This window comes from Motilimonas cestriensis, assembly GCF_021295315.1.
Classification (GTDB): Bacteria; Pseudomonadota; Gammaproteobacteria; order Enterobacterales; family CBDFNC01; genus Motilimonas; species Motilimonas cestriensis.
Window position 1 is genome coordinate 1 of record NZ_JAIMJA010000022.1, and the last position, 18871, is coordinate 18871.

The window sequence follows — 18871 nt, forward strand, 5'->3', positions numbered from 1 at the left end:
ATCTTAAGTTCGCGCATCTTTCTGTTTGGTTTTTTGTGTTTTGGCGAATTCATTAGATCATACGGAAAGATGCCATTCTACTTAAATTTATGATTTTTAATGAAATCATCAGGGGATTCCTCAGAGCGAAGCAATTAAAGTCGCATTCCCTAATGGCATTCCAACTAGCGAAGATGAATTTGAGGATTGCTTGGATTGGTCTGAAGAGCAGGAAGATGTTTTAGCTGAACTTTACGAAAAAGAGGAAAACCTACACTCTGCGGTAGAGGAAAAGCTTGCGGAGTTTGCTCGTGAAAATGATTTGTTGGCTCAGCTCTAAAAGGTGTTCCAACAAAAAGTTGTTACTCAGGCCCCTAACAATCTCAGTTGTTGCTATTGAGTGTTTACTCGCAACGTGCAGACGCGAAGCTGGCATAAGATTGGATAGAAACAACCAGCCTCGCGTGCTTATTGCGGTAAGACGTTAGCGAATCATCAGCCAAGCGCCTGGCGCAGTTACATCAACGTACACATCAGCTGCTACAGCTTTATCCATGAGTACTGAGACGGGTTCAAGAAACAGGTCGTAAGTTGAATGATGGATGGGCAGGGTTCGCTCAGGTTGCAGCTGCTCAATTGCCTGCATGGTATCGTTGGCATCCATGGCAATCTTCCCTAGAGGCCCGGTAACACCTACACCACCAATATGAGGAATAAACAAATCAATTTTCCCTAAGGGTGTTAAGGCCTCTAGAACTGAATCGGTAATAAAAGAATCCCCGCTCCAGTAAACAGTTTTTCGATAGTCGCCTTTTACAAACTCAAGCCAATAGCCGTTGCCAGCACCGAGCAATGGTAATATTTCTGGGTTTTCACTGTGGAATGCAGGCAGGGTTGTTATGGTAACTTTAAAGCCGCTTTCACTCACTTGCCATGTATCGCCCCAATCGAGCAATGTTTGCTTGCTAAACCCTAGCTCTGTCAGTAATTCTTTGTCTGCACTTGGTGCAATAATTGGCAGTTCTTTATCTAGGTCACGGCGTGCGACTTGATCAAAATGATCCTCGTGGCTGTGACTTAATATAACGAAGTCCCATTCTTTCGGTGTTATGGCTGGTAATGATTGCACTCTTCTATGGTCCTTAACCATTGGTCCAAGACTAGGATCAAAATTTTCGTTAGGGTCGGCCATGCGATAGGCTTTTTCGCCGACACCTAAAGCAGGATCGGTAATAATTTGAATGTCGCCGAATTCAAATATGAGCGTAGAAGCACCTAGCCACTGGATATTTAATGTGTCGGCGTTGGCTGATATAGCGCCCATTAGTAATGTACTGGCAAGTGCCAATTTAACTGTTTTCTTCATTTCTAACTCCTGTTGGTGGAACAAGGGCTAGACTAACAAATCTCAATTGTTAAACTAGAGTGTTCAAAAGTAACTAGTTGTTTGGAATTTATTGACAATATGACTCATCTAGAAACGCTTCGAACATTTTGTTTAGCCGCTGAGCTTAATAGTTTTTCGGCTTCTGCTCGCCATTTAAATCTGCCTCGAGCAACGGTTAGCCAGAGGGTGTCGCAACTGGAGGTCGCAGTAGGTGTGCGGCTGTTTAAGCGGACGACTCGCAAGATAGAGCTGTCGCATGAGGGGGAAATTTTGTATAAGGCAGCCAAAGCATCGCTGGTAATACTTCATGGCGCCATTGATGACATTCAGCAGAAAAAGGCGCTTACCGGAGCTATTCGCCTATCTGTACCGGCTCTTATGCCCAATAATATAATGTCTAGTTGGATACAAGAGTTTTCCTCCGATAACCCCAGGGTTAGTATTGAAATTATTGCTTCCGATAGTGTGAGTGATTTGGCCTTTGATAATATTGATATTGCTATTAGGGGAAGAAAGGTCACCTCGGATAAGCTTGTTTGTCGTCTTTGGCAATCTGTACCCATGTATTTAGTCGCAACGCCAGATAGTCGGCAATCTAGGGCTGTAGATGATCCAATAATGGATCCTCTTGGTTGTTATAAGCCTATTGGCAACGCTAAACCGCGGCAATCACAAATCAGTTCAAATGATTTACTGACGACATTAAGGCTTTGCTTAGCAAGTTATCATGCTGCATATTTACCAGCACCCATGATATCTCACCACCTAGACCAAGGTGACTTACAAACAATTGCAGGTCTCTGTGAGCCTAGCAATCTGGAGATATATTTGGTTTATGAAGCTATGCCACTTCTATCACCGTCGGCAAGAGCAATGGTGGCGTTCCTGCAAGAAAAGATGACCAAGGCTGGCTAATAACCAGACGATGATTTTCTCGTACTCAACCCTTTGCCAGCGCTTTCGGGTTTATTCCATGATATTGACGACGATGAAAAAAAGAAGGAATTAACATGTCAACAATTAAACTAGACAAAAAGCTAAAATATTTAGTCATTGAAGCCTTGTCTGCTAAGTCGGCCATGCAACCGCAGTTAAACGCTATCGCGCTTAAGCAATATCATCGAGAATATCACCAAGACAATTCAAGATATGATTACTACGACTTGATCCCAGAGATTGCGCAGCAATACGATCAAGTGACGATTGCTGATGATTTATATTCTAAGGTGCGCAGTTTGTCGGCTGAATGCTGTGAAGTTCATTTTAATATGATGCCTGCTTGGGATGGGGAGGGTGACGATTTTAGCCCTGAAAGTTTATTGGGGCTGGAATTGCTGACGCAACTTGAGACCATTGAATTTGTGGCGTTTGATAATGTTCATGATCAAACTCCGCTATTGGTTTTGCCTAATTTGAAACGGATTAGTGAACATTCTGGACTGCAGCCAAAGATCATAGCGGCATTGCGTGCCAAAGGAGTTAAGGTTTCTTAAACAAGCTTTAAGGTCATGATTTAAGCGACTCAAATCACATTAAGTATATTTAACAGCCAACATTAAGTAGAGTTAACCTTTGCCAAGGGATGACTTAATTCAGACTTTTTTATGCTAAAGCTCGAATTAGCATAAAGGAGTGAATTGATGAATATATTGGGTTATTTACAACGGCTTGGCAAAGCATTAATGCTGCCGATTGCTACGTTACCGGTAGCAGGTTTGCTACTTAGATTAGGTCAGCCAGATGTTTTTGCCATGCCATTTGTTGAGGCCGCAGGCAATGCCATTTTCTCGCAGATGGCGATATTATTTGCCGCTGCAATTGCGGCTGGCTTAAGTAAAAACAATGACGCAGCTGCCGCGATTGCTGGCATGGTGGGCTATTTTATTTTGACCGAGGCACTAAAAGTGCTAGACCCCTCATTGAACTTAGGGGTGTTTGGCGGGGTGATGATAGGGATCCTCGCGGGCGAGTTATACAATAAATACCATAATATTCGCTTACCGGAATTCTTAGGATTTTTTGGCGGCAAGCGCTTTGTGCCTATTATTACCGGGTTATGCGCACTGCTGCTTGCGGTGCTGATGAGCTATATTTGGCCGCCAGTCAGCGCGGGTATCGATGCGTTTAGTTATTGGATGCTTGGTAGCGAAGTTGGCGGTAAGTTTGGCTACGGCTTTATCAACCGCTTGCTGATCCCTATTGGCTTGCACCATATCCTGAATAGCATCGTTTGGACCGTGATGGGAGAATACAACGGCGTAACCGGTGAAATGCTGCGTTTTGCTGCAGGCGACCCTGATGCGGGTTTAATGCTATCGGGCTTTTATCCTATCTTAATGTTTGCGTTGCCAGCATCGTGTTTGGCTATTTACCACAGTGCGCGCAAAGAGAATCGCCCAGCGGTCGGTGGCATGTTGTTAAGTATTGCCTTTACCGCGTTTTTAACCGGCATCACTGAGCCCATTGAATATACCTTTATGTTCTTAGCGCCGGTGTTGTACTTTATTCATGCCATTTTAACGGGCGTGTCGTTGGCCGTTGCGGCTGCATTAGATATTCATATGTCTTTTGGCTTCTCGGCGGGATTGATTGATTACGTATTGTTTTTCAATGCGCCTGCGGCGAAAAATGCTTGGATGTTAGTGCCGTTAGGTTTGGCTTTCTCGTTGGCTTATTACAGCTTGTTCATGCTAGCAATCCGCATTTTTAACATTCAAACCCCGGGCCGTGAAGAAGAGCCGATGGCGGTGGCTGATAAAGAAGTGGATAGCTCTGAATTGGCGCATAACTATATCAAAGCGTTAGGCGGCAAAAGCAATTTAACGCAAATAGATGCTTGTATTACCCGCTTGCGTTTAAGCGTAGCGGATAAAGCGATAGTGGACGAAACGCAGTTAAAGGCCTTGGGCGCTAAGGCTGTGGTGCATGTTGGCGAGAAAAACTTACAAGTGATCCTTGGCCCAATGGCAGAAATTATTGCCGGAGAAATGAACGCCATTAATGGCTAAATCATGGCTCATTGCCTTCGTTTTAGTTGAGGGGGATGAGCGGTGAGAGTAGCGGTAACCAAGCGTTGCTCCTTTCCTTTGGTGGCCAAAATTGGCCACCTTTTTTTGTTTAAAATGATATATTAAGCAAAGGTTTAGCTGCAGGTTGTTAAAAATGAAAATACTCGTTATTGAAGATGATGTAACCACCCGCAATTTTGTCACTACCGCTTTGCGCCAAGAAGGGTTTGTGGTGGATGACACGGGGCAGGGGCGCGAGGGGTTAATGATGGCGACTAGCTGTGAATATCAGCTGATTATTCTTGACCGCATGTTGCCAGAGCTTAACGGTATGCAAATATTAGCGGCATTGCGCGCAGCCACTATTACCACGCCTGTAATTATTCTCAGTGCCATGGACAGCATTGAAGATAAGGTGGCTGGGCTCAGTGCAGGCAGTGATGACTACTTAACAAAACCCTTCGCCTTGGCTGAATTGTTAGCCAGAGTGAACAGTATATTGCGTCGCCATAAAGCAAACTCACCACAGCAACATGAACTTATCATTGGGCCGTTGCGGCTCAACCTGCGCAGCCATAAAGTAGACGTAGATGGAGAGTCATTAAAGCTGCAAAACAAAGAATTTATTTTGCTGCACTATTTAATGGACCATGCTGGTGAGGTGGTGTCGCGAATGCGTTTATTTGAAGCGGTATGGGATTATCACTTTGACCCCAAAACCAATGTGATAGATGTACACATCGCCAATTTACGTAAAAAACTCGAAGCCGCGGGGGCAAATGATATGATCGAAACGGTACGCGGGGCGGGATATGTTATTCGCTAATGTTGACAGATTTCCAGTGTATTGGAGCGTCTAATGGCCTCCATCAGCAGTGATGTGTTGTACCGCTCTAGTATTTTGAAATTGCTGCTTTGGTTTGGCGGCGGTTTATTTTTAGTGATGAGTTTGCTGATGCAACAGCTGTATCAAAATTCATTGCAAACCTATCAGCAAAGTTTGGATGATTTATTGCGACAAGAAAGCCAATTATTCAGTCAGTTAGCAGCGGTTGCTGACACCGATTCCATTATAAAAAGTATCGATACCCGTAAACAAAGCAGTTTGTATTATTATCAACTCTATCAAGCTTCACCCCATTATGTTGCAACGCCGATTCCAGATTACCCTGCCATTGCTAATGTAAAGTCGACAGGCCAGAGCCAAGGAATGCGTGCGACCAAGGTGTTGTTAAAAGACGGCACCCCGCTGGTTATAGGGATCAACGACAGTGTTTATCAACAGTTTCAAAACAATTTAAATGTTAGATTTTTGTGGGCTACCTTTGTTCCTTTTATGGGCGTGTTTGCTGCGGCAGTTTGGTTTGCGCTCAATATTTTAACCCGCTTAAACAAAGTGAATCAGAGTATGAATCAGGTGATGTGCGGTGAGCGCGGCGTACGATTAAAGGTGAGTGCTGCCACCGATGAATTTGATTTATTAGCCATTCACTTAAACACCATGTTAGCGCAAATGGAACAAAATGAATCAAGGTTGCGCTCACTCACCGTCGACATTGCCCATGACTTGCGAACACCAATGGCGCGATTAAAGTTGCGTATTGATACTTTATTAGAGCAAGTGAATTTAGCCCCTCAAGTGGCTGATGAGTTGAGCTTTGTGCAACAAGATTTTAATCAGTTATTAGATACCTTTAGCGGCATGATGGAGTTATATAACCTAAGCCAGAGCCGAGCTAACATTGCGCTAGAACCGATTGATCTTAAACCGATTATTTTAGATGTGTTGGATTTTATGGAGCCTTGCGCGAAAGAGAAAAGTCAGTTGCTGAGCTACCGTTGCGATGTAGCATGTTTAGTGTCGGGCAATCGCAATTTGTTGTTTCGTGCTTTGTGTAATTTGATCGACAACGCCATTAAGTACACACCTAGTGGCGGCCAAATTGAAATTGCCTCAGACTGTTTTGGTGTGCTGGTGGCTGATAATGGCCCAGGCATTGATGATAAAGACAAAACGCGTGTGCTCGATCAACTGGTGCGTTTAGATCCCAGCCGCAGCAGTTCAGGGTTTGGCCTAGGGTTAGCATTTGTCAACACAGTAGCGCAATTACACGGTGGCCGGATTGTGCTATCAGACAACCAACCCGGCCTGCGCGCGCGTTTGCTATTAAGCCGTGCCGATTGAGCAGGGCCGTGTCGACAATGCTTGTTCTGCAGTCATCAAGGTAACACGCCTGGCAATAGCTTTAAGTGCTATCTGGTGAACCATTTCGTCAACACTGGCGCAGCAATCGGATAAAACGATTGGCTGATATTTTTCTGCCGCTTTCGATAGTGCGGTATGGGTAATGCAATTTTGCGTCATCATGCCGCACAGTAAGATTTGCTCGACACCTAATGCGGTTAGTTGATGCGCTAACTCAGTTTGATCAAAGCTGTCAGCATGGGTTTTAATCACCACAGGGCTAGTTGGCGAAGCGGCCATTAGCTTGGGGTGGATAGCGGCACCTTCGCTGCCTTTATTAAAAAAAGGCGCTTGCTCTGCATCAGCAAGGTGCTGCACAAAGATGACGGCTGCGTTGTTTTGTTTAGCCAGCTTGATCGCGGCGATAATATTGCTTAAGGTTTGCTCGGTATTGGCCAATGGGTATTTACCATTGGGGAAATAATCGTTTTGTATATCTATCACGATAAGGGCTTGTTTCAACATAACTGACCTCTGAATTGTTTAATGTTTAACAAGTATGCCTTGCATAGTATTCGTTATTGAGTGGCATAAATGACATAATCAGGGTCAAAACTGACAGCTTGGGTACAGCCATTATGAATGTAAAACCCATTTCGGTAGCGGTGCTAGATTATCAAGGTTGCCTAACATCGGCGGTGTTTGGTTTAACGGAAGTTTTTACCCTCGCTAATAGAGTGTTACGTGAGCAGGGAATGGCTATTGAGTTTACATCGACTCCTATTAAAGAATCTGCGCTAGCCGCTGTTTTACAAGCTGATAGTGAAATAGAACAGTATCAAGTTGTGATCATCCCGCCTAGCATCGACAGCCAGTATTATTTAGCGCCAGCTGCGGATACTTTATTGTGGTTACAGCGGCAATATCAACAAGGCAGCATTATGGCTTGTGCTTGTGCCGGGGCATTTATGTTAGCCTGTGCTGGGATCACCGATCATCGACCGATTACCACGCACTGGGGCTTAGCTGATTTGTTTGCTCATTACCACCCACACACGCCAGTTCAAGCCGAAAAAATAATTATTAATCATGGTGATATCATTTCAGCAGGTGGCATGATGGCGTGGTTAGACCTCGCGTTTGAAATAGTGGCAACACAAACCCAATTGAGTGTGGTGCGCCAGCTTGGCAAGTTATTGGTGGTAGATACGGGAAGCAGAGAGCAGCGCTATTATGCCCAGTTTACGCCAAGGCTCGACCACGGTGATGAGCTAATTGTGTTGCTACAGCGCCATATCCAAAAACACATAGGTCAACCCCTTTCGTTAACTCTGTTAGCTGATTTAGCAGCCTTAACCCAGCGTACCTTGATCCGCCGATTTAACAAAGCCACCACGTTGAATCCGACTGAGTATATTCAGCGCGTAAGAATACAAAAAACCTGTGAGTGGCTGGAAAGCTCAACGCAGTCATTTGAATGGATTGCCCAGCAAGTAGGTTATGAAGATGCTGGCGCTTGTCGAAAAATATTTATTCGCGTGATGGGGTTAAGCCCCAGCGAGTTTCGCCAACGTTTTAGCAATAAATCGGATAACCGGTAATGAAATCAAAGATGTGCTGCTGCAGGGCAAGATCATGAATGTATATCAAAAAATTTGTGATTACTTATTAGACGAATATTTGCGGCATGGATGTAGCAACTAAGCCATCAGGGATGATTTCACGGCGATTCGTATAATAATCAATCACTCATGCGTTCACCCTGTGTGCTGCTGCGCTGTAAATTAAAGGAAAGCCAATGCAAAAGCATTATTTAAACAAATTGTTCATCATTTTATTAACGTTGTTCGTGTCTGTATCAACTTCGGTAGCCGGTTTATTGGGCCCGTTTTATCGTGCTCGTTTAGCGCCTTATATTGCAACCAGTGCAGAAGCGACTGAAGTCGGGATTATTTGGGGAATATTTATCGGAATGTTTTTTGTACCTATATTGATGGCCTATAACAAGCAAAAAGTCTTCATTGCATATCCTATTAAAAGTGGATTGGTGCTTGTGATAACGGCGCTGGTCAATTATTTTGTGAATCCAATTTTATTTTACTTATCACAAGTGGCTTAGTCTATACCCAAGCAACTTCAAGATGCTTGTTCAGCGAGAGTTTGTTTCCCGTTAGGCAAGGCGCTGATTTAAAATATAGTCATCCTACGTTGAAAATCAGCAATTAAAGCATGACAACCAACACAACTCGCCCTTCGGGAGCCGCTCATTGCATGAGTTGGATATTTCTAGCTAGGCTGTATAACAGATAAGCACCCTTAATCGCCGTGATTTTTTTAGGAATAATTTTATGTTAACCGATAAGTACTTTTGGCTGGCCGCTGTTGTAGGCATTTTCGCTGCAGTGGTATTTCATTTTATCTAATGCACTTTAAGCGCCTTGTTGGTTGTAGGCGCTTTTAACTGGCAACGTTTACAAATCAAGAACTAAGGTCTCACTTTTGCTGTGCGAGACACATGGGCACATCAGGTTTTGCTGCGCTCGCTCTGCGGGCGTTAAGCAATCATCTTGATGGGTCACTTGCCCTGATATCACTTTCACTACACAGCTTTTGCATTGCCCGGTTTTACAGCTATGGGGATGTTCAATTCCGGCTGACAAAATGGCATCTAACATACTCTGCTCTGGGTTTACTTGAATTTGCTGCTGGCTTTTGCTGAGCGTTAACGTGTAGGGCGTTGTTTGATTTGTCGATGGCGCAGTAAATCGCTCAAATTTAACTTGCTCGTCGCTAATGCCTAATGCTTTTGCAGTGGCCGCCACTTCATCAATCAAGCGATTGGGGCCACACACATAAAATATTGCGTCTTTGATCGCGCCTTGTAACACCTCTTTGATATTTAGGCGTTTGCCTTGATCCGATGGATAGCGACTGAGTTGCTCAGGCCATTGTCGGGCTAAGCGCTCTTGAAATGGCATTTCAGTCAGGCTGCGCCCAGCGTAGTGTAAATGAAACTGAGTACCGCGTGATTGTAAAGTTTGCGCCATGGCTTTGATTGGCGTAATGCCGATGCCGCCAGCAATCAGTACTGTTGGGCGTGCGTCACTATGCAGTGGAAAGTAATTTTCTGGCGCAGCGCAGTTGAGCTGTTGGCCTAAATGTAGCACGTTGTGAATAGTGCGTGAGCCGCCTTGGCCATCGGGCTCGTTTAATACCGCAATTTCATAAATGTCACGGCGTTTCGGATTAGAGCAAATAGAGTAATGACGCAGTAATAGCGCACCATTTTTAAGAGTGACCAGTAGTTGCAAATGGGCGCCAGCGTTAATGCTCGGCAGTGGCTCATCATCTCGGTGGCGAAACTCATAAGCGCGCACCCGCGGCGTGAGCTGGCGAATACCTGTGATCACAAGCGGAAGCTCGCCAGTGCCGGTGACGTTGCCTTGGTCGCTGCTGAGTTCACCGTTAGGGCTAGCGTGGGTTGATGATTGTAAAACTTGCTGTTTTAGTCGCTGATTTTCTTCTAGCAATGGTGCCAGTACTGACTCATATTCCAGCTCGGTGTAGCGCGGCGTAATGTGCTGCGGACAATTCCAGTCAAAGCCTTCAATGTGAATTAAAAAACCGCGCTCAACGCGGGCACGATAGTGGGTGACTTCTAATTTGGCCAATAACTCCCAGTTGTTGTCTGCAACCAGCTCAATGCGGCCCATCATCTTGAGTCGGCGGCGGTTGGGGTAATCCATAAAAAACAGCGCTACACGATCGTTATTGCGAAAGTTACCGGTGCTGACGTATTGCCGATTACCACTAAAGTCGGCAAAGCCAAGAGTTGATTGGTCGAGAACCCGCATAAAGCCTTTTGGACCACCGCGATGCTGTAAATATGGCCATAATGTTTCACTGACACTGGCCATATAAAAACTATCACGTTCGGCAATAAAATCCGCTTCGTTTTGGCTTAGCAGATAATTGTAATCTTCACCTTGGTCCATCCCGGCATAACCTTGACGGCTGTTCAGTTCGGTTTGCACCGCACGCACCGTTTCGGTGAAAGCGATTTGCACATATTTATGGGCCATGTTGATATCCTAATGTCAGTGGCGGCAAATACTAAAGCGCAGGAAGCCAACCCTTCCAGACGCTTTAGCGGGTGTAAATTAAGCGGCTGAGTTAAGTGACACTTTAGGAAAATCTATCTCAACACGGCTGGCTTTACCCAAAATGTTGGTTAACACGTTCATGCCAACATGAGTAATAATCTCAACTATTTCAGCGTCATTGTAACCTGCGTTACGCACCGCTAATAGCTCGCTAGTGCTGACTTCACCGTTATGCTCAGCTAAAGCGCGGGCAAATTTAACCGCAACAGCCGCTTTTTCATCTTGACTGCTACCCTCGCGGTTAGCGGCAATTTCTTCAGCTGATAAACCGACTTTACGGCCAATAGCAGTGTGCGCAGATACGCAGTATTCACAGGCATTTTGTTCAGCAAGGCCTAGCGCAATACGCTCTCGGGTAAGTGGGTCTAGGCTACCTTCGCCAGCAATGCCATGTAAGCCTAAAAATGCGCGTAGGGCGGCAGGTGAGTTCGCGAACACTTTTAAAAAGTTTGGCACCATACCCAATTGGCCTTGAATGGCAGTGAATAGTGCTTGTTGCTCTTCGTTTGCTTGTGCATCTGTTACTAAGTTAATACGGCTCATGTTAATCGTCCTGTTTCAAAAAGTATGAAGAAAATGTTTAAGTATTGATGAGTGCTGCTCAACCAATGAAGCTAGTTTGCATTTTTTCACTTGATTAAAGAATCACCGTAAAAGACAATTCATTGTTCCACTAAATGAAATAATCGAGCAGCCAGATGGATCAATTACATTTAATGCGGGTGTATGTCGCTGTGGCTGACTGCCAAGGCTTTGCCGCAGGGGCAAGGCTGTTGAATATGTCACCCCCAGCGGTCACCCGTGCGGTGGCAGCGTTAGAGCAATCCCTTGGCGTTAAGCTGTTGATACGCACCACGCGTAATGTGCGCACCACTGAAGCGGGCGCGCGATATTTAGAGGATGCGCGGCGTATTCTTGAACAAGTCGATCGTGCCAATGAAGCGGCGATAGGGTTAAACAGTGAGCCAAAAGGGCGCTTAAGTGTGACAGCGCCTGTGTTGTTTGGTCAGCAATACGTGATGCCTGGCATTGTGGCTTTTTTAAGTGAATATCCACACACCCAAGTGCATGCCGTGTTTTTAGACCGGGTAGTGAATTTGCTCGAAGAGGGCTTTGATTTAGGCATTCGCATTGGCCATTTACCGGACTCTAACATGCACGCGAAACAAGTAGGCTCGGTGCGCAGTTTGCTGGTGGCCTCGCCCAGTTATTTAGCTGAGCAAGGCAAACCCAATGCACCGGGTGAACTCGATCAGCACCAGTTAATTCACGTCAATGCTGGCAGCATGAGTCATGACTGGCAATTTAATGATAAGCAAAATAAGAAGGTGTTTGTAAGGGTAAACAGCAGGCTCAATGTCACCACCCATCAAGGCGCAATAAATGCTGTCAAGCAAGGCTTTGGCATTACGCGCGTGCTGTCTTACCAAGTGGCCAATGAGCTAGCAACAGGGGAATTAGTTACTTTAATGACGACATTTGAGCCTCCTGCCATGCCCGTGCACATCATTCACCGTGAAGGGCGTATGGCATCAGCCAAGGTACGCTGTTTTATTGAGTTAATGAGTGAGCATTTGCGGAGTCAATTGGAGCATGGTTAGTGATGATTTATCAGGGGTTAAGTTGAAAGTGAGTTGCTATTCTATGGCTATATTGAAAAGCTCCCAATATATAAGCCGACTTAGGCGGTTTTTATATCTTATGAATCGGTTCTTTTTTCGGAGCCACATTAGCAATAAATAGGTTAAACTGTCACTTGTTTAAAAAGATATAAAACAAGCGGCAGTTTAACTCATCTTAAGCGGAGAATATCCTTTCTAATTTGCTGGTATGGGTTCCATAAAAATGCGATTAAAATTACCTGTCAGACTCATCGTTTAAGGCAACCGCCAAGCAAGAAGGCTCATTATAGATGCTTTATAGCCACTTCACGAAAAGCATCTTTAAATACTGTAAGACCTTCGTTGAAGATCTCGTCATCGATGTTTAGTGCGACAAATAATTTATTAATCGTGCTTTCTGCACCGCAGGTCTCGCAAATGAGTCTTCTCTCAAATGCTTTTGCTGATACGGCATCAGCAAAACCTTCACGTTTAGTTTCAATGCCCATCACTAAACCTCGGCCACGAACATTGCAGTTTAAACTGGGAAACTCGTCGCGCAACTCCTCAAGTGCAGTACGCATAATTTTAGACTTGCGGAAAACATCGTGAGTAAGTTGATCGTCTGACCAAAACGCATCAATAAGCTCTTTAGCTGCAACAAAAGCCAGTGAATTACCACGAAATGTCCCCGTGTGTTCACCCGGAGACCAAACATCGACTTTTGGATCCATTAGTAATACAGCCATCGGGTTTCCACCGCCAATAGACTTGGATAAACAGACCATGTCAGGTTTAATACCAGCTTCTTCGAAGCTAAAAAATTTACCTGTACGCCCATTGCCAACTTGGATGTCATCGACGATTAAGAGTATATCGTTGTCTTTACAAAGTGTTGACAGACCTTGCAAAAACTCGGTAGAGGCAACATTAATCCCCCCTTCGCCTTGAACGGTTTCAATAATCACCGCGGCAGGCTTCTCCAAACCAGAACCCTTATCTTCTAAGTAGCGGCGGAACACATGCAAGCTGTCTATATCAGGGCCTAAGAAACCATCAAAGGGCATAAATGAAACAGCGCCGCGACTACCATATGAATCATCACGATAGGACTCATTGCCCGTTGCCGCTAAAGCCCCCATGGTATGTCCATGGTATGCATTGGTGAAGGCTATAATGCCGGGGCGGTTTTTTGCTTGGCGAGCTAATTTCATTGCCGCTTCGGTGCAGTTGGTTCCTGTTGGGCCGGTAAACTGCATCTTGTAGTCTAAGCCACGAGGCTTGAGTATTTTTTCTACAAATGTTTCCATGAATGCTTGCTTTGCAACGGTTGCTTTATCTAAGCCATGGGCAATGCGACGGTCTTGCAAGTATTTAATTTGTGCCTCTACGGCAACTTCTGGATTGTGCCCATAATTAAGGGTACCGGCACCGGCGAAAAAATCTATGTATCGAGTGCCATCCTCGCCGAATATTTCTGCCCCAACTGCTTTATCAAACACAGTTGGAAAAGATCGAATGTAGCCACGTACTTCTGACTCGTAATCGTTAAATATGTCCACTTTTAGCCTTTTAAGTTAAGAGGTTAGGGGGGACTTACGCTATAGGTCTTTATCCGGATCACTCTCTTGCTCTACTTTAGCTAACCATAGCTAATTTACACAGCTTTATTTTACTAACCTCAGTTTTACTTAAGTCTATCGCGGCCAGATAAAGTATGCTTTACGGCAAAATTGCGTTTTCAGGGATGAAAACGCAAAGCGTATAGGGATATATTCACCGCGTTTTTGCAGGAAAGCATACAATTTCGCTTATCCAAAATTCGGGTTTATTGGATTAGACTGGCTCTGCTTATTACACGGATCCAGCCCCCGCATTAGTTTAAACATAGCTATTATTGATTGCCCAACGCTCCATCTGCGCCTGACCAACTCCAGTCAGGGTAAGTCGTGCCATTGACCGTTGCATTGAACCCAGAGATAAGTGCATTAGGGTGAGATTGGCTGGTCCAGTTATTTAAACTTGAACTGACTATCTCGAAAATATAGTTGTTAGTGTAAAAGCTATACGGGCCTGTAACTGTGGAGTTTTCGTAAGCCGCAAACATGGTTCTGCCGCCTAAGGTAAGAGTGTCAACTTGGCTGTTGAGCACTTCTGCGCTGGATTGGCCATACAAGGCAAGGTTAGATATCGATACTCCGTCATTACTTTCTAAATGGCCATTACCCCACACCTGTATTTGTTCAAATTCACTGGCATTTTTCGCCAAGGTTGCAGATGTGTCACTAATAATCAGTGATAAGAGTTGGTTGCCTTTATCAAATTGAGCATAAGAGTTACCTCTAACCCGAATGTCCACACCTTGCAAATATTCGGCGATCAGGCTGCTATTACCAAGTAGATGGATATGGGGTTTTTGTTGGGTATCGCCTTGGTGAAAACCACTTGTGAGTCTTTCTGCGTAAACTACGCCATTGTGATTAATCGAGAGCATACGGTTATGGTTAGGCAAGTTAAAATGGAGATTAGCTAAAGTAACATTGCTACTGTTCACCGTGATGGCATATTGAGAATTTAAATCATCTGCCATAGTGATCACTGCTTTTTCTCGGCTCGAACTTTGAAGTATTGTTTTAGCCGTTCGGTTTATTTCAATAGGCCCAGAGCATGTTCCTGCGATAACTAATTTGAGCGATTTATGGTGTTTTTTAGCCAGTGCTTTTTGCAGGGCTAGGGGAGATTTTTGGCAGTTTACCTTTATGGTCTTGTATTTCTCACCCTCTGTATTTTCAGCAAAGCTGGCATGACTAAATACCAAAGTAGCAATGCTAGTGAATGCTAATGCGAGAGGTTTTACCTTAAAACATTTCATTTGATTTCCTTTTCATTTGTTTAGGTCCGCCATCATGATGGATGGATTTAAGGCTTTCTGGCTAGAGTGGAGGCTCGGTTTTTTCATGAATTTAAATAGCATTGAGTATTTACAAGGGTTGCAGCTTGATTTTCTGCATTGTTGAAAAATTGAATTTCGTGAAAAATTATTGAAAGATGAATGCTTGTAAGGCTTTGAATTAAATATATAAGTATTTATTTTTTGTGAATTGTTAAGCTTGTTTTTTGGTCATTAGTAGTCAGATTTAATATCTGAGTGAGCGTTTTGAGGCATTTTTGTATAGACAAAAAGCAGTCGTATTTATGTGCGTTATTAACGACCTAAGTCGCAAAGCTTTGCTGAAGAACAAGGGAGGTAAAGTGTAGGGATAAGCAAGAGGGCACCTTAATAATTTAATGTACCCTCGTGATCTGGTTTTTATGATTAAGCTAGGTGAATTAGTTGAACCAATGGTTGAAATTTTGTTGTAGCTTTGCAATATAGCTGCCGCCAATGGGTAACGTTTTATTGCCAATTTGAATCATCAGCTTGCCTTCATTATTCTCAAAAACACCTTCTACTTTTTGCGCACTGACGAGGTATGAACGATGAATTTGGACTAAAAATTCATCGTCATAGTAGCGTTTAAGCTGCTTCAATCGTGTATAAATGTACTCTGGTTTATCTTGATTATGGAGATATAAGCCGGTGTATCCTTTTTCAGCTTGGATATAAAGTAATCTATTTTTGTTACTGCTGATTTTATGCAGTTCGGAAAGTAATGTAGGATCATTGGTCACTTGTTGGAGGTGAGAGCTTAAGTGATCCATCATTTGTTGCAGCTGAGCGGTAATGGACTGGTCTTCTAAGGTTAAATTGTATTTTTGTTGTTGCTGTTCTAATTCTTTCTTTAGTTCAGTAATGTCTTCGTTGGAGATCGTCGGTAAGGATGCTTGTTGTAGTTGTAAATGCAATAACTCTTTGGCCATCTCTTGCTGTTGCTGGTTGTGATTAATCGCGCGTCGATACCAGTAAAACCCCAAAAAACCGGCACTTAATAGCAATAGCAAAGTGAGTGAAATTAACTTTAAATTTATCTGGTGGGTATCGATAGCAGGCAGTTTATTGGTGTTAAGCAAATTAGCCGCTTGTGTAACTAAGCTAACATCTGCACCTAAGTCTTGAATGCTCATGCCAGCAAGCTGATAGTGGTTAATGTAAGCAACTTTTTCTTTCAGCGAGCGAGTGCTTTCAAAACTAATAAAATGTCCTGTCTGCATATTGAAAAGGTATGATGCTTTGGCTTGATCATCCCAGTAAGACTGATAATTTTCAGCAAAATAAAGATCTTGAATACTTTGCTGGCTGTATAAGCCAGTATTAGGCTGCCCCTTTGGCGTATAGTCACCTTTAGGGATCGACTCTGATGGCTGGAAAAGCCCTTGATTGTTGTTTTTAACGCCAAGCCAGCCATGACCAAAAGCAGGAATGCTGACAATGAGTTTATCACTGGGTACCTGTTGGTTTAATAGGTGTTGAACCGCTTCATCAAGACTGCCGGTAAAAATGGCAGGGTTGTCTTTTGGCGTGAACAAAGGCGACGAATGCCCGCTTTTATTTTGCCAGTGCCCAGCTAGATCTAACGATAGAATCTCAATAACATCAACATATTGGCTTATTTGTTTGATGGGGAGATAAATGAGGTCGTCCGTTAAAACAGAAACCGTCATAAATAAAGGCATGTTAGGGTAGGTTTGCCTGATCCGCATAATCAAGTTTAATAAATTGTCTCCATCAGAATCACGATTACCCACTGTTTTTTCACGGCTGACACCGGGGTAGCGCCAATCAATAGTAATACCATCGAAGATCCCTTCCGCTAACAAGGCTCCTATGTTGTCAATAAACTGTTGAGATAGCTTTTCATTTGACGTAATAAGAGGATAGTTTTGCGATAATGCCCAACCACCAATACTTGCTAGTAATGTCAAGCTTGGCTTACGCTGTTTAAGTGTACGTAATGCAGTTAAGTGTTTGAGTTCTTGCTTTGGTAGCAGTACATCAATACTTGCGGTTTCAGTAAGGTTGAGATGGTTATAAACCAAATGAGTAAGGGGCTCAATTTCCAACTCATTAATTTGGCCATTCCAACCAAAAAACTGTCCAACGAGCAGCTTTTCTGATGCAAAAGCGGTATGGGGGAGCAGTATGATGAGAAATATTGTTAACAATTTACGCATCGGAAAATTATAAGCTTTTGAGATTAGATGTAAATGAAATGTTATGAAGTTAGAGTGAGTAATAGCTACAAGTCAACAGTTTTGTTTGTTATCTAAGCTAAAAGCGCCTGTCTCGTTCTTTCAGTCAAATGTTAAGAACTGAGCTTTGATCTTGGTAATTACTGAGATGGTAAAAAAAGCGTCATCAGATTTAAACTGACTAGACTAAACAGTAAGAGCCTGTAGGTGAGTAAATTAATGAACAAGTATTTAGCATCATTTTTACTGCTGGTAAGCCTACCTATTTACAGTAGGGTGATGGTTGAAGTTGGCTTACCTGATACTCAGCAACCGCCATTTTTCATTGATGCTTCTCAAGGGCTAGCGTTAGATATCACTCATGCGCTTAATGACATTCAGCAAGATTATTTGTTTGTGAGTAAGCTTTACCCAATAAAAAGACTGCACAGTAAAGTTCAAGGAAAAAGCCTGCATATCGTCGCTCTTCAAGATGAGATTTGGTTCCCAGGCTTGTCTTTACGATCAAGTGCCTGTGTACTGTATGAATCTAAAGAGCGCTTTATTGCCTTAAAAACTAAAGCCAAAGATCAAACCTACTTTGATAGCATTACAACTAAAAAAATCCTAGCAGTGGCGGGATTCCACTACAATTTTGCCAATAACATTAATGATGAGGAGTGGCTAAAAGGGCAGTTTGATATCGCCTTTTCAAGCAACCAGTATGTTGTAATACAAGGTATTTTAAGAGGAAGAGGGGATATTGGCATCACCTCTAGCGCAAGTTTAGCCTATTTAGCTGTGACCAATCCTCAAGCCTATAACAAGCTGCTTATTTCAGAGCGAGTAGATCGCCATAACCAGAGACGTTACCTGTTATTTCAAAACTCACCAATTGATAGTGACAAACTTGACCAACTATTAGCCAAGTTATATCGGTCTGGTGTACTGGCAACATTATTCAGTAAATATGGCCTTCCTACCCCCAATTGTGCATTAGATGCGCCCAGAGCTTCCGCTGATTACGTTGGTAACCCATCAAAGCAAGGTACATAGCCTGTGTTTTTAAGCCAACTTGCACTGTTAGATACAAATATTTTCGCGGTTGGCGAAATGGGAACCGGACTATCCAAGCTGCCAGCGGGTACAACCACGCAATTTATGTTTTTTATATATGTGGGTAATGCAGATCCACAATTTTGACAAAAGCTTTTTCTATGTAATGAGTTAGGATATTGATAGATCTTGACATTAGACTCTCCCTGCAACCAAGTTAACGAGCTGTCGGTTGCAAACAAATTAGCGGCATGTGCAGAGCCCGTACCTTTTTGACATCGAGTGCAATGACATAAGAAAAATGACTGAAAGTCACCTGAAAGCGTATATTTAGTGCTACCGCAAAGACATGAACCAAAATGTTGATTATTCATCAAACCCCC

General features: G+C 43.5%; 18 protein-coding genes. 10 read left to right on the top strand and 8 right to left on the bottom strand.

What is annotated here, in order from left to right; all coding sequences use genetic code 11:
* Positions 1–190 precede the first annotated feature (190 nt).
* Complete coding sequence (locus K6Y31_RS22375; protein WP_282560202.1) at positions 191–319, top strand: hypothetical protein; 129 nt, start codon at positions 191–193, stop codon at positions 317–319.
* A gap of 144 nt (positions 320–463) precedes the next feature.
* Here K6Y31_RS22375 and K6Y31_RS17650 read toward each other — a convergent pair whose 3' ends face one another.
* Positions 464–1345 carry an MBL fold metallo-hydrolase gene (locus K6Y31_RS17650; protein WP_233054245.1) on the bottom strand — a complete coding sequence of 294 codons (882 nt, stop codon included), beginning with the start codon at positions 1343–1345 and terminating at the stop codon, positions 464–466.
* 81 nt (positions 1346–1426) lie between these two features.
* Between K6Y31_RS17650 and K6Y31_RS17655 the strand changes: the two genes are divergently transcribed.
* From K6Y31_RS17655 to K6Y31_RS17675, 5 genes are all read left to right on the top strand, one after another.
* Entirely contained in the window at positions 1427–2281 is an 855-nt protein-coding gene (locus K6Y31_RS17655; RefSeq protein WP_233054246.1) for a LysR family transcriptional regulator, read from the top strand.
* 95 nt (positions 2282–2376) lie between these two features.
* Entirely contained in the window at positions 2377–2859 is a 483-nt protein-coding gene (locus K6Y31_RS17660) for a DUF6892 domain-containing protein (protein WP_233054247.1), read from the top strand.
* Positions 2860–3006: 147 nt separating this feature from the next.
* A complete protein-coding gene (gene nagE / locus K6Y31_RS17665; RefSeq protein WP_233054248.1) occupies positions 3007–4374 on the top strand; it encodes an N-acetylglucosamine-specific PTS transporter subunit IIBC in 1368 nt (455 codons plus the stop codon).
* A gap of 154 nt (positions 4375–4528) precedes the next feature.
* Positions 4529–5200 (top strand): response regulator transcription factor, encoded by a 672-nt coding sequence (locus tag K6Y31_RS17670; protein WP_233054249.1) that lies wholly within the window; start codon positions 4529–4531, stop codon positions 5198–5200.
* Positions 5201–5233: 33 nt separating this feature from the next.
* Entirely contained in the window at positions 5234–6559 is a 1326-nt protein-coding gene (locus K6Y31_RS17675) for a HAMP domain-containing sensor histidine kinase (RefSeq protein WP_232804185.1), read from the top strand.
* On the opposite strand, the gene K6Y31_RS17680 is transcribed toward K6Y31_RS17675, so the two are convergent.
* Positions 6542–7084, bottom strand: a complete 543-nt coding sequence (locus K6Y31_RS17680) for a cysteine hydrolase family protein (protein ID WP_233054250.1) — start codon at positions 7082–7084, stop codon at positions 6542–6544. The two genes, K6Y31_RS17675 and K6Y31_RS17680, sit on opposite strands and share 18 nt — an antisense overlap.
* A gap of 113 nt (positions 7085–7197) precedes the next feature.
* Here K6Y31_RS17680 and K6Y31_RS17685 point away from each other — a divergent pair, with 113 nt between their 5' ends.
* Positions 7198–8160 carry a GlxA family transcriptional regulator gene (locus tag K6Y31_RS17685; protein WP_233054251.1) on the top strand — a complete coding sequence of 321 codons (963 nt, stop codon included), beginning with the start codon at positions 7198–7200 and terminating at the stop codon, positions 8158–8160.
* 197 nt (positions 8161–8357) lie between these two features.
* The gene (locus K6Y31_RS17690) at positions 8358–8678 is read left to right on the top strand and encodes a hypothetical protein (RefSeq protein ID WP_233054252.1); all 321 of its coding nucleotides are present in this window, start codon (positions 8358–8360) and stop codon (positions 8676–8678) included.
* Between the two features lie 352 nt (positions 8679–9030).
* On the opposite strand, the gene K6Y31_RS17695 is transcribed toward K6Y31_RS17690, so the two are convergent.
* A complete protein-coding gene (locus K6Y31_RS17695) occupies positions 9031–10641 on the bottom strand; it encodes a 2Fe-2S iron-sulfur cluster-binding protein (protein ID WP_233054253.1) in 1611 nt (536 codons plus the stop codon).
* A 78-nt stretch (positions 10642–10719) separates the two neighbouring features.
* Positions 10720–11265, bottom strand: a complete 546-nt coding sequence (locus tag K6Y31_RS17700; protein WP_233054254.1) for a carboxymuconolactone decarboxylase family protein — start codon at positions 11263–11265, stop codon at positions 10720–10722.
* A 155-nt stretch (positions 11266–11420) separates the two neighbouring features.
* Between K6Y31_RS17700 and K6Y31_RS17705 the strand changes: the two genes are divergently transcribed.
* Entirely contained in the window at positions 11421–12323 is a 903-nt protein-coding gene (locus K6Y31_RS17705) for a LysR family transcriptional regulator (protein WP_233054255.1), read from the top strand.
* Positions 12324–12628: 305 nt separating this feature from the next.
* Here the strand turns inward: K6Y31_RS17705 and ectB are convergent, their stop codons facing one another.
* From ectB to K6Y31_RS17720, 3 genes are all read right to left on the bottom strand, one after another.
* Entirely contained in the window at positions 12629–13885 is a 1257-nt protein-coding gene (ectB, locus tag K6Y31_RS17710; protein WP_233054256.1) for a diaminobutyrate--2-oxoglutarate transaminase, read from the bottom strand.
* 332 nt (positions 13886–14217) lie between these two features.
* Positions 14218–15195: a hypothetical protein gene (locus K6Y31_RS17715; protein WP_233054257.1), complete on the bottom strand. Its 978-nt coding sequence runs from the start codon at positions 15193–15195 to the stop codon at positions 14218–14220.
* 458 nt (positions 15196–15653) lie between these two features.
* On the bottom strand, positions 15654–17435 hold the full coding sequence (locus K6Y31_RS17720; RefSeq protein WP_233054258.1) for a glycosyl hydrolase family 18 protein: 1782 nt from the start codon (positions 17433–17435) through the stop codon (positions 15654–15656).
* 237 nt (positions 17436–17672) lie between these two features.
* Here K6Y31_RS17720 and K6Y31_RS17725 point away from each other — a divergent pair, with 237 nt between their 5' ends.
* Positions 17673–18488 carry a hypothetical protein gene (locus K6Y31_RS17725; protein ID WP_233054259.1) on the top strand — a complete coding sequence of 272 codons (816 nt, stop codon included), beginning with the start codon at positions 17673–17675 and terminating at the stop codon, positions 18486–18488.
* On the opposite strand, the gene K6Y31_RS17730 is transcribed toward K6Y31_RS17725, so the two are convergent.
* Positions 18455–18862, bottom strand: coding sequence for a GFA family protein (locus K6Y31_RS17730; RefSeq protein WP_232804132.1), 408 nt, complete (start codon positions 18860–18862; stop codon positions 18455–18457). The genes K6Y31_RS17725 and K6Y31_RS17730 overlap by 34 nt on opposite strands.
* Positions 18863–18871 lie beyond the last annotated feature (9 nt).

Coding starts and splice junctions, on each gene's coding strand:
- K6Y31_RS17685 (WP_233054251.1), top strand. CDS start 7,198: ATGAATGTAAAACCCATTTCGGTAGCGGTGCTAGATTATCAAGGTTGC.
- nagE (WP_233054248.1), top strand. CDS start 3,007: ATGAATATATTGGGTTATTTACAACGGCTTGGCAAAGCATTAATGCTG.
- K6Y31_RS17660 (WP_233054247.1), top strand. CDS start 2,377: ATGTCAACAATTAAACTAGACAAAAAGCTAAAATATTTAGTCATTGAA.
- K6Y31_RS17690 (WP_233054252.1), top strand. CDS start 8,358: ATGCAAAAGCATTATTTAAACAAATTGTTCATCATTTTATTAACGTTG.
- K6Y31_RS17725 (WP_233054259.1), top strand. CDS start 17,673: ATGAACAAGTATTTAGCATCATTTTTACTGCTGGTAAGCCTACCTATT.
- K6Y31_RS17695 (WP_233054253.1), bottom strand. CDS start 10,641: ATGGCCCATAAATATGTGCAAATCGCTTTCACCGAAACGGTGCGTGCG.
- K6Y31_RS17680 (WP_233054250.1), bottom strand. CDS start 7,084: ATGTTGAAACAAGCCCTTATCGTGATAGATATACAAAACGATTATTTC.
- K6Y31_RS17650 (WP_233054245.1), bottom strand. CDS start 1,345: ATGAAGAAAACAGTTAAATTGGCACTTGCCAGTACATTACTAATGGGC.
- K6Y31_RS17675 (WP_232804185.1), top strand. CDS start 5,234: ATGGCCTCCATCAGCAGTGATGTGTTGTACCGCTCTAGTATTTTGAAA.
- K6Y31_RS17705 (WP_233054255.1), top strand. CDS start 11,421: ATGGATCAATTACATTTAATGCGGGTGTATGTCGCTGTGGCTGACTGC.
- K6Y31_RS17720 (WP_233054258.1), bottom strand. CDS start 17,435: ATGCGTAAATTGTTAACAATATTTCTCATCATACTGCTCCCCCATACC.
- K6Y31_RS17715 (WP_233054257.1), bottom strand. CDS start 15,195: ATGAAATGTTTTAAGGTAAAACCTCTCGCATTAGCATTCACTAGCATT.
- K6Y31_RS17670 (WP_233054249.1), top strand. CDS start 4,529: ATGAAAATACTCGTTATTGAAGATGATGTAACCACCCGCAATTTTGTC.
- K6Y31_RS17700 (WP_233054254.1), bottom strand. CDS start 11,265: ATGAGCCGTATTAACTTAGTAACAGATGCACAAGCAAACGAAGAGCAA.
- K6Y31_RS17730 (WP_232804132.1), bottom strand. CDS start 18,862: ATGAATAATCAACATTTTGGTTCATGTCTTTGCGGTAGCACTAAATAT.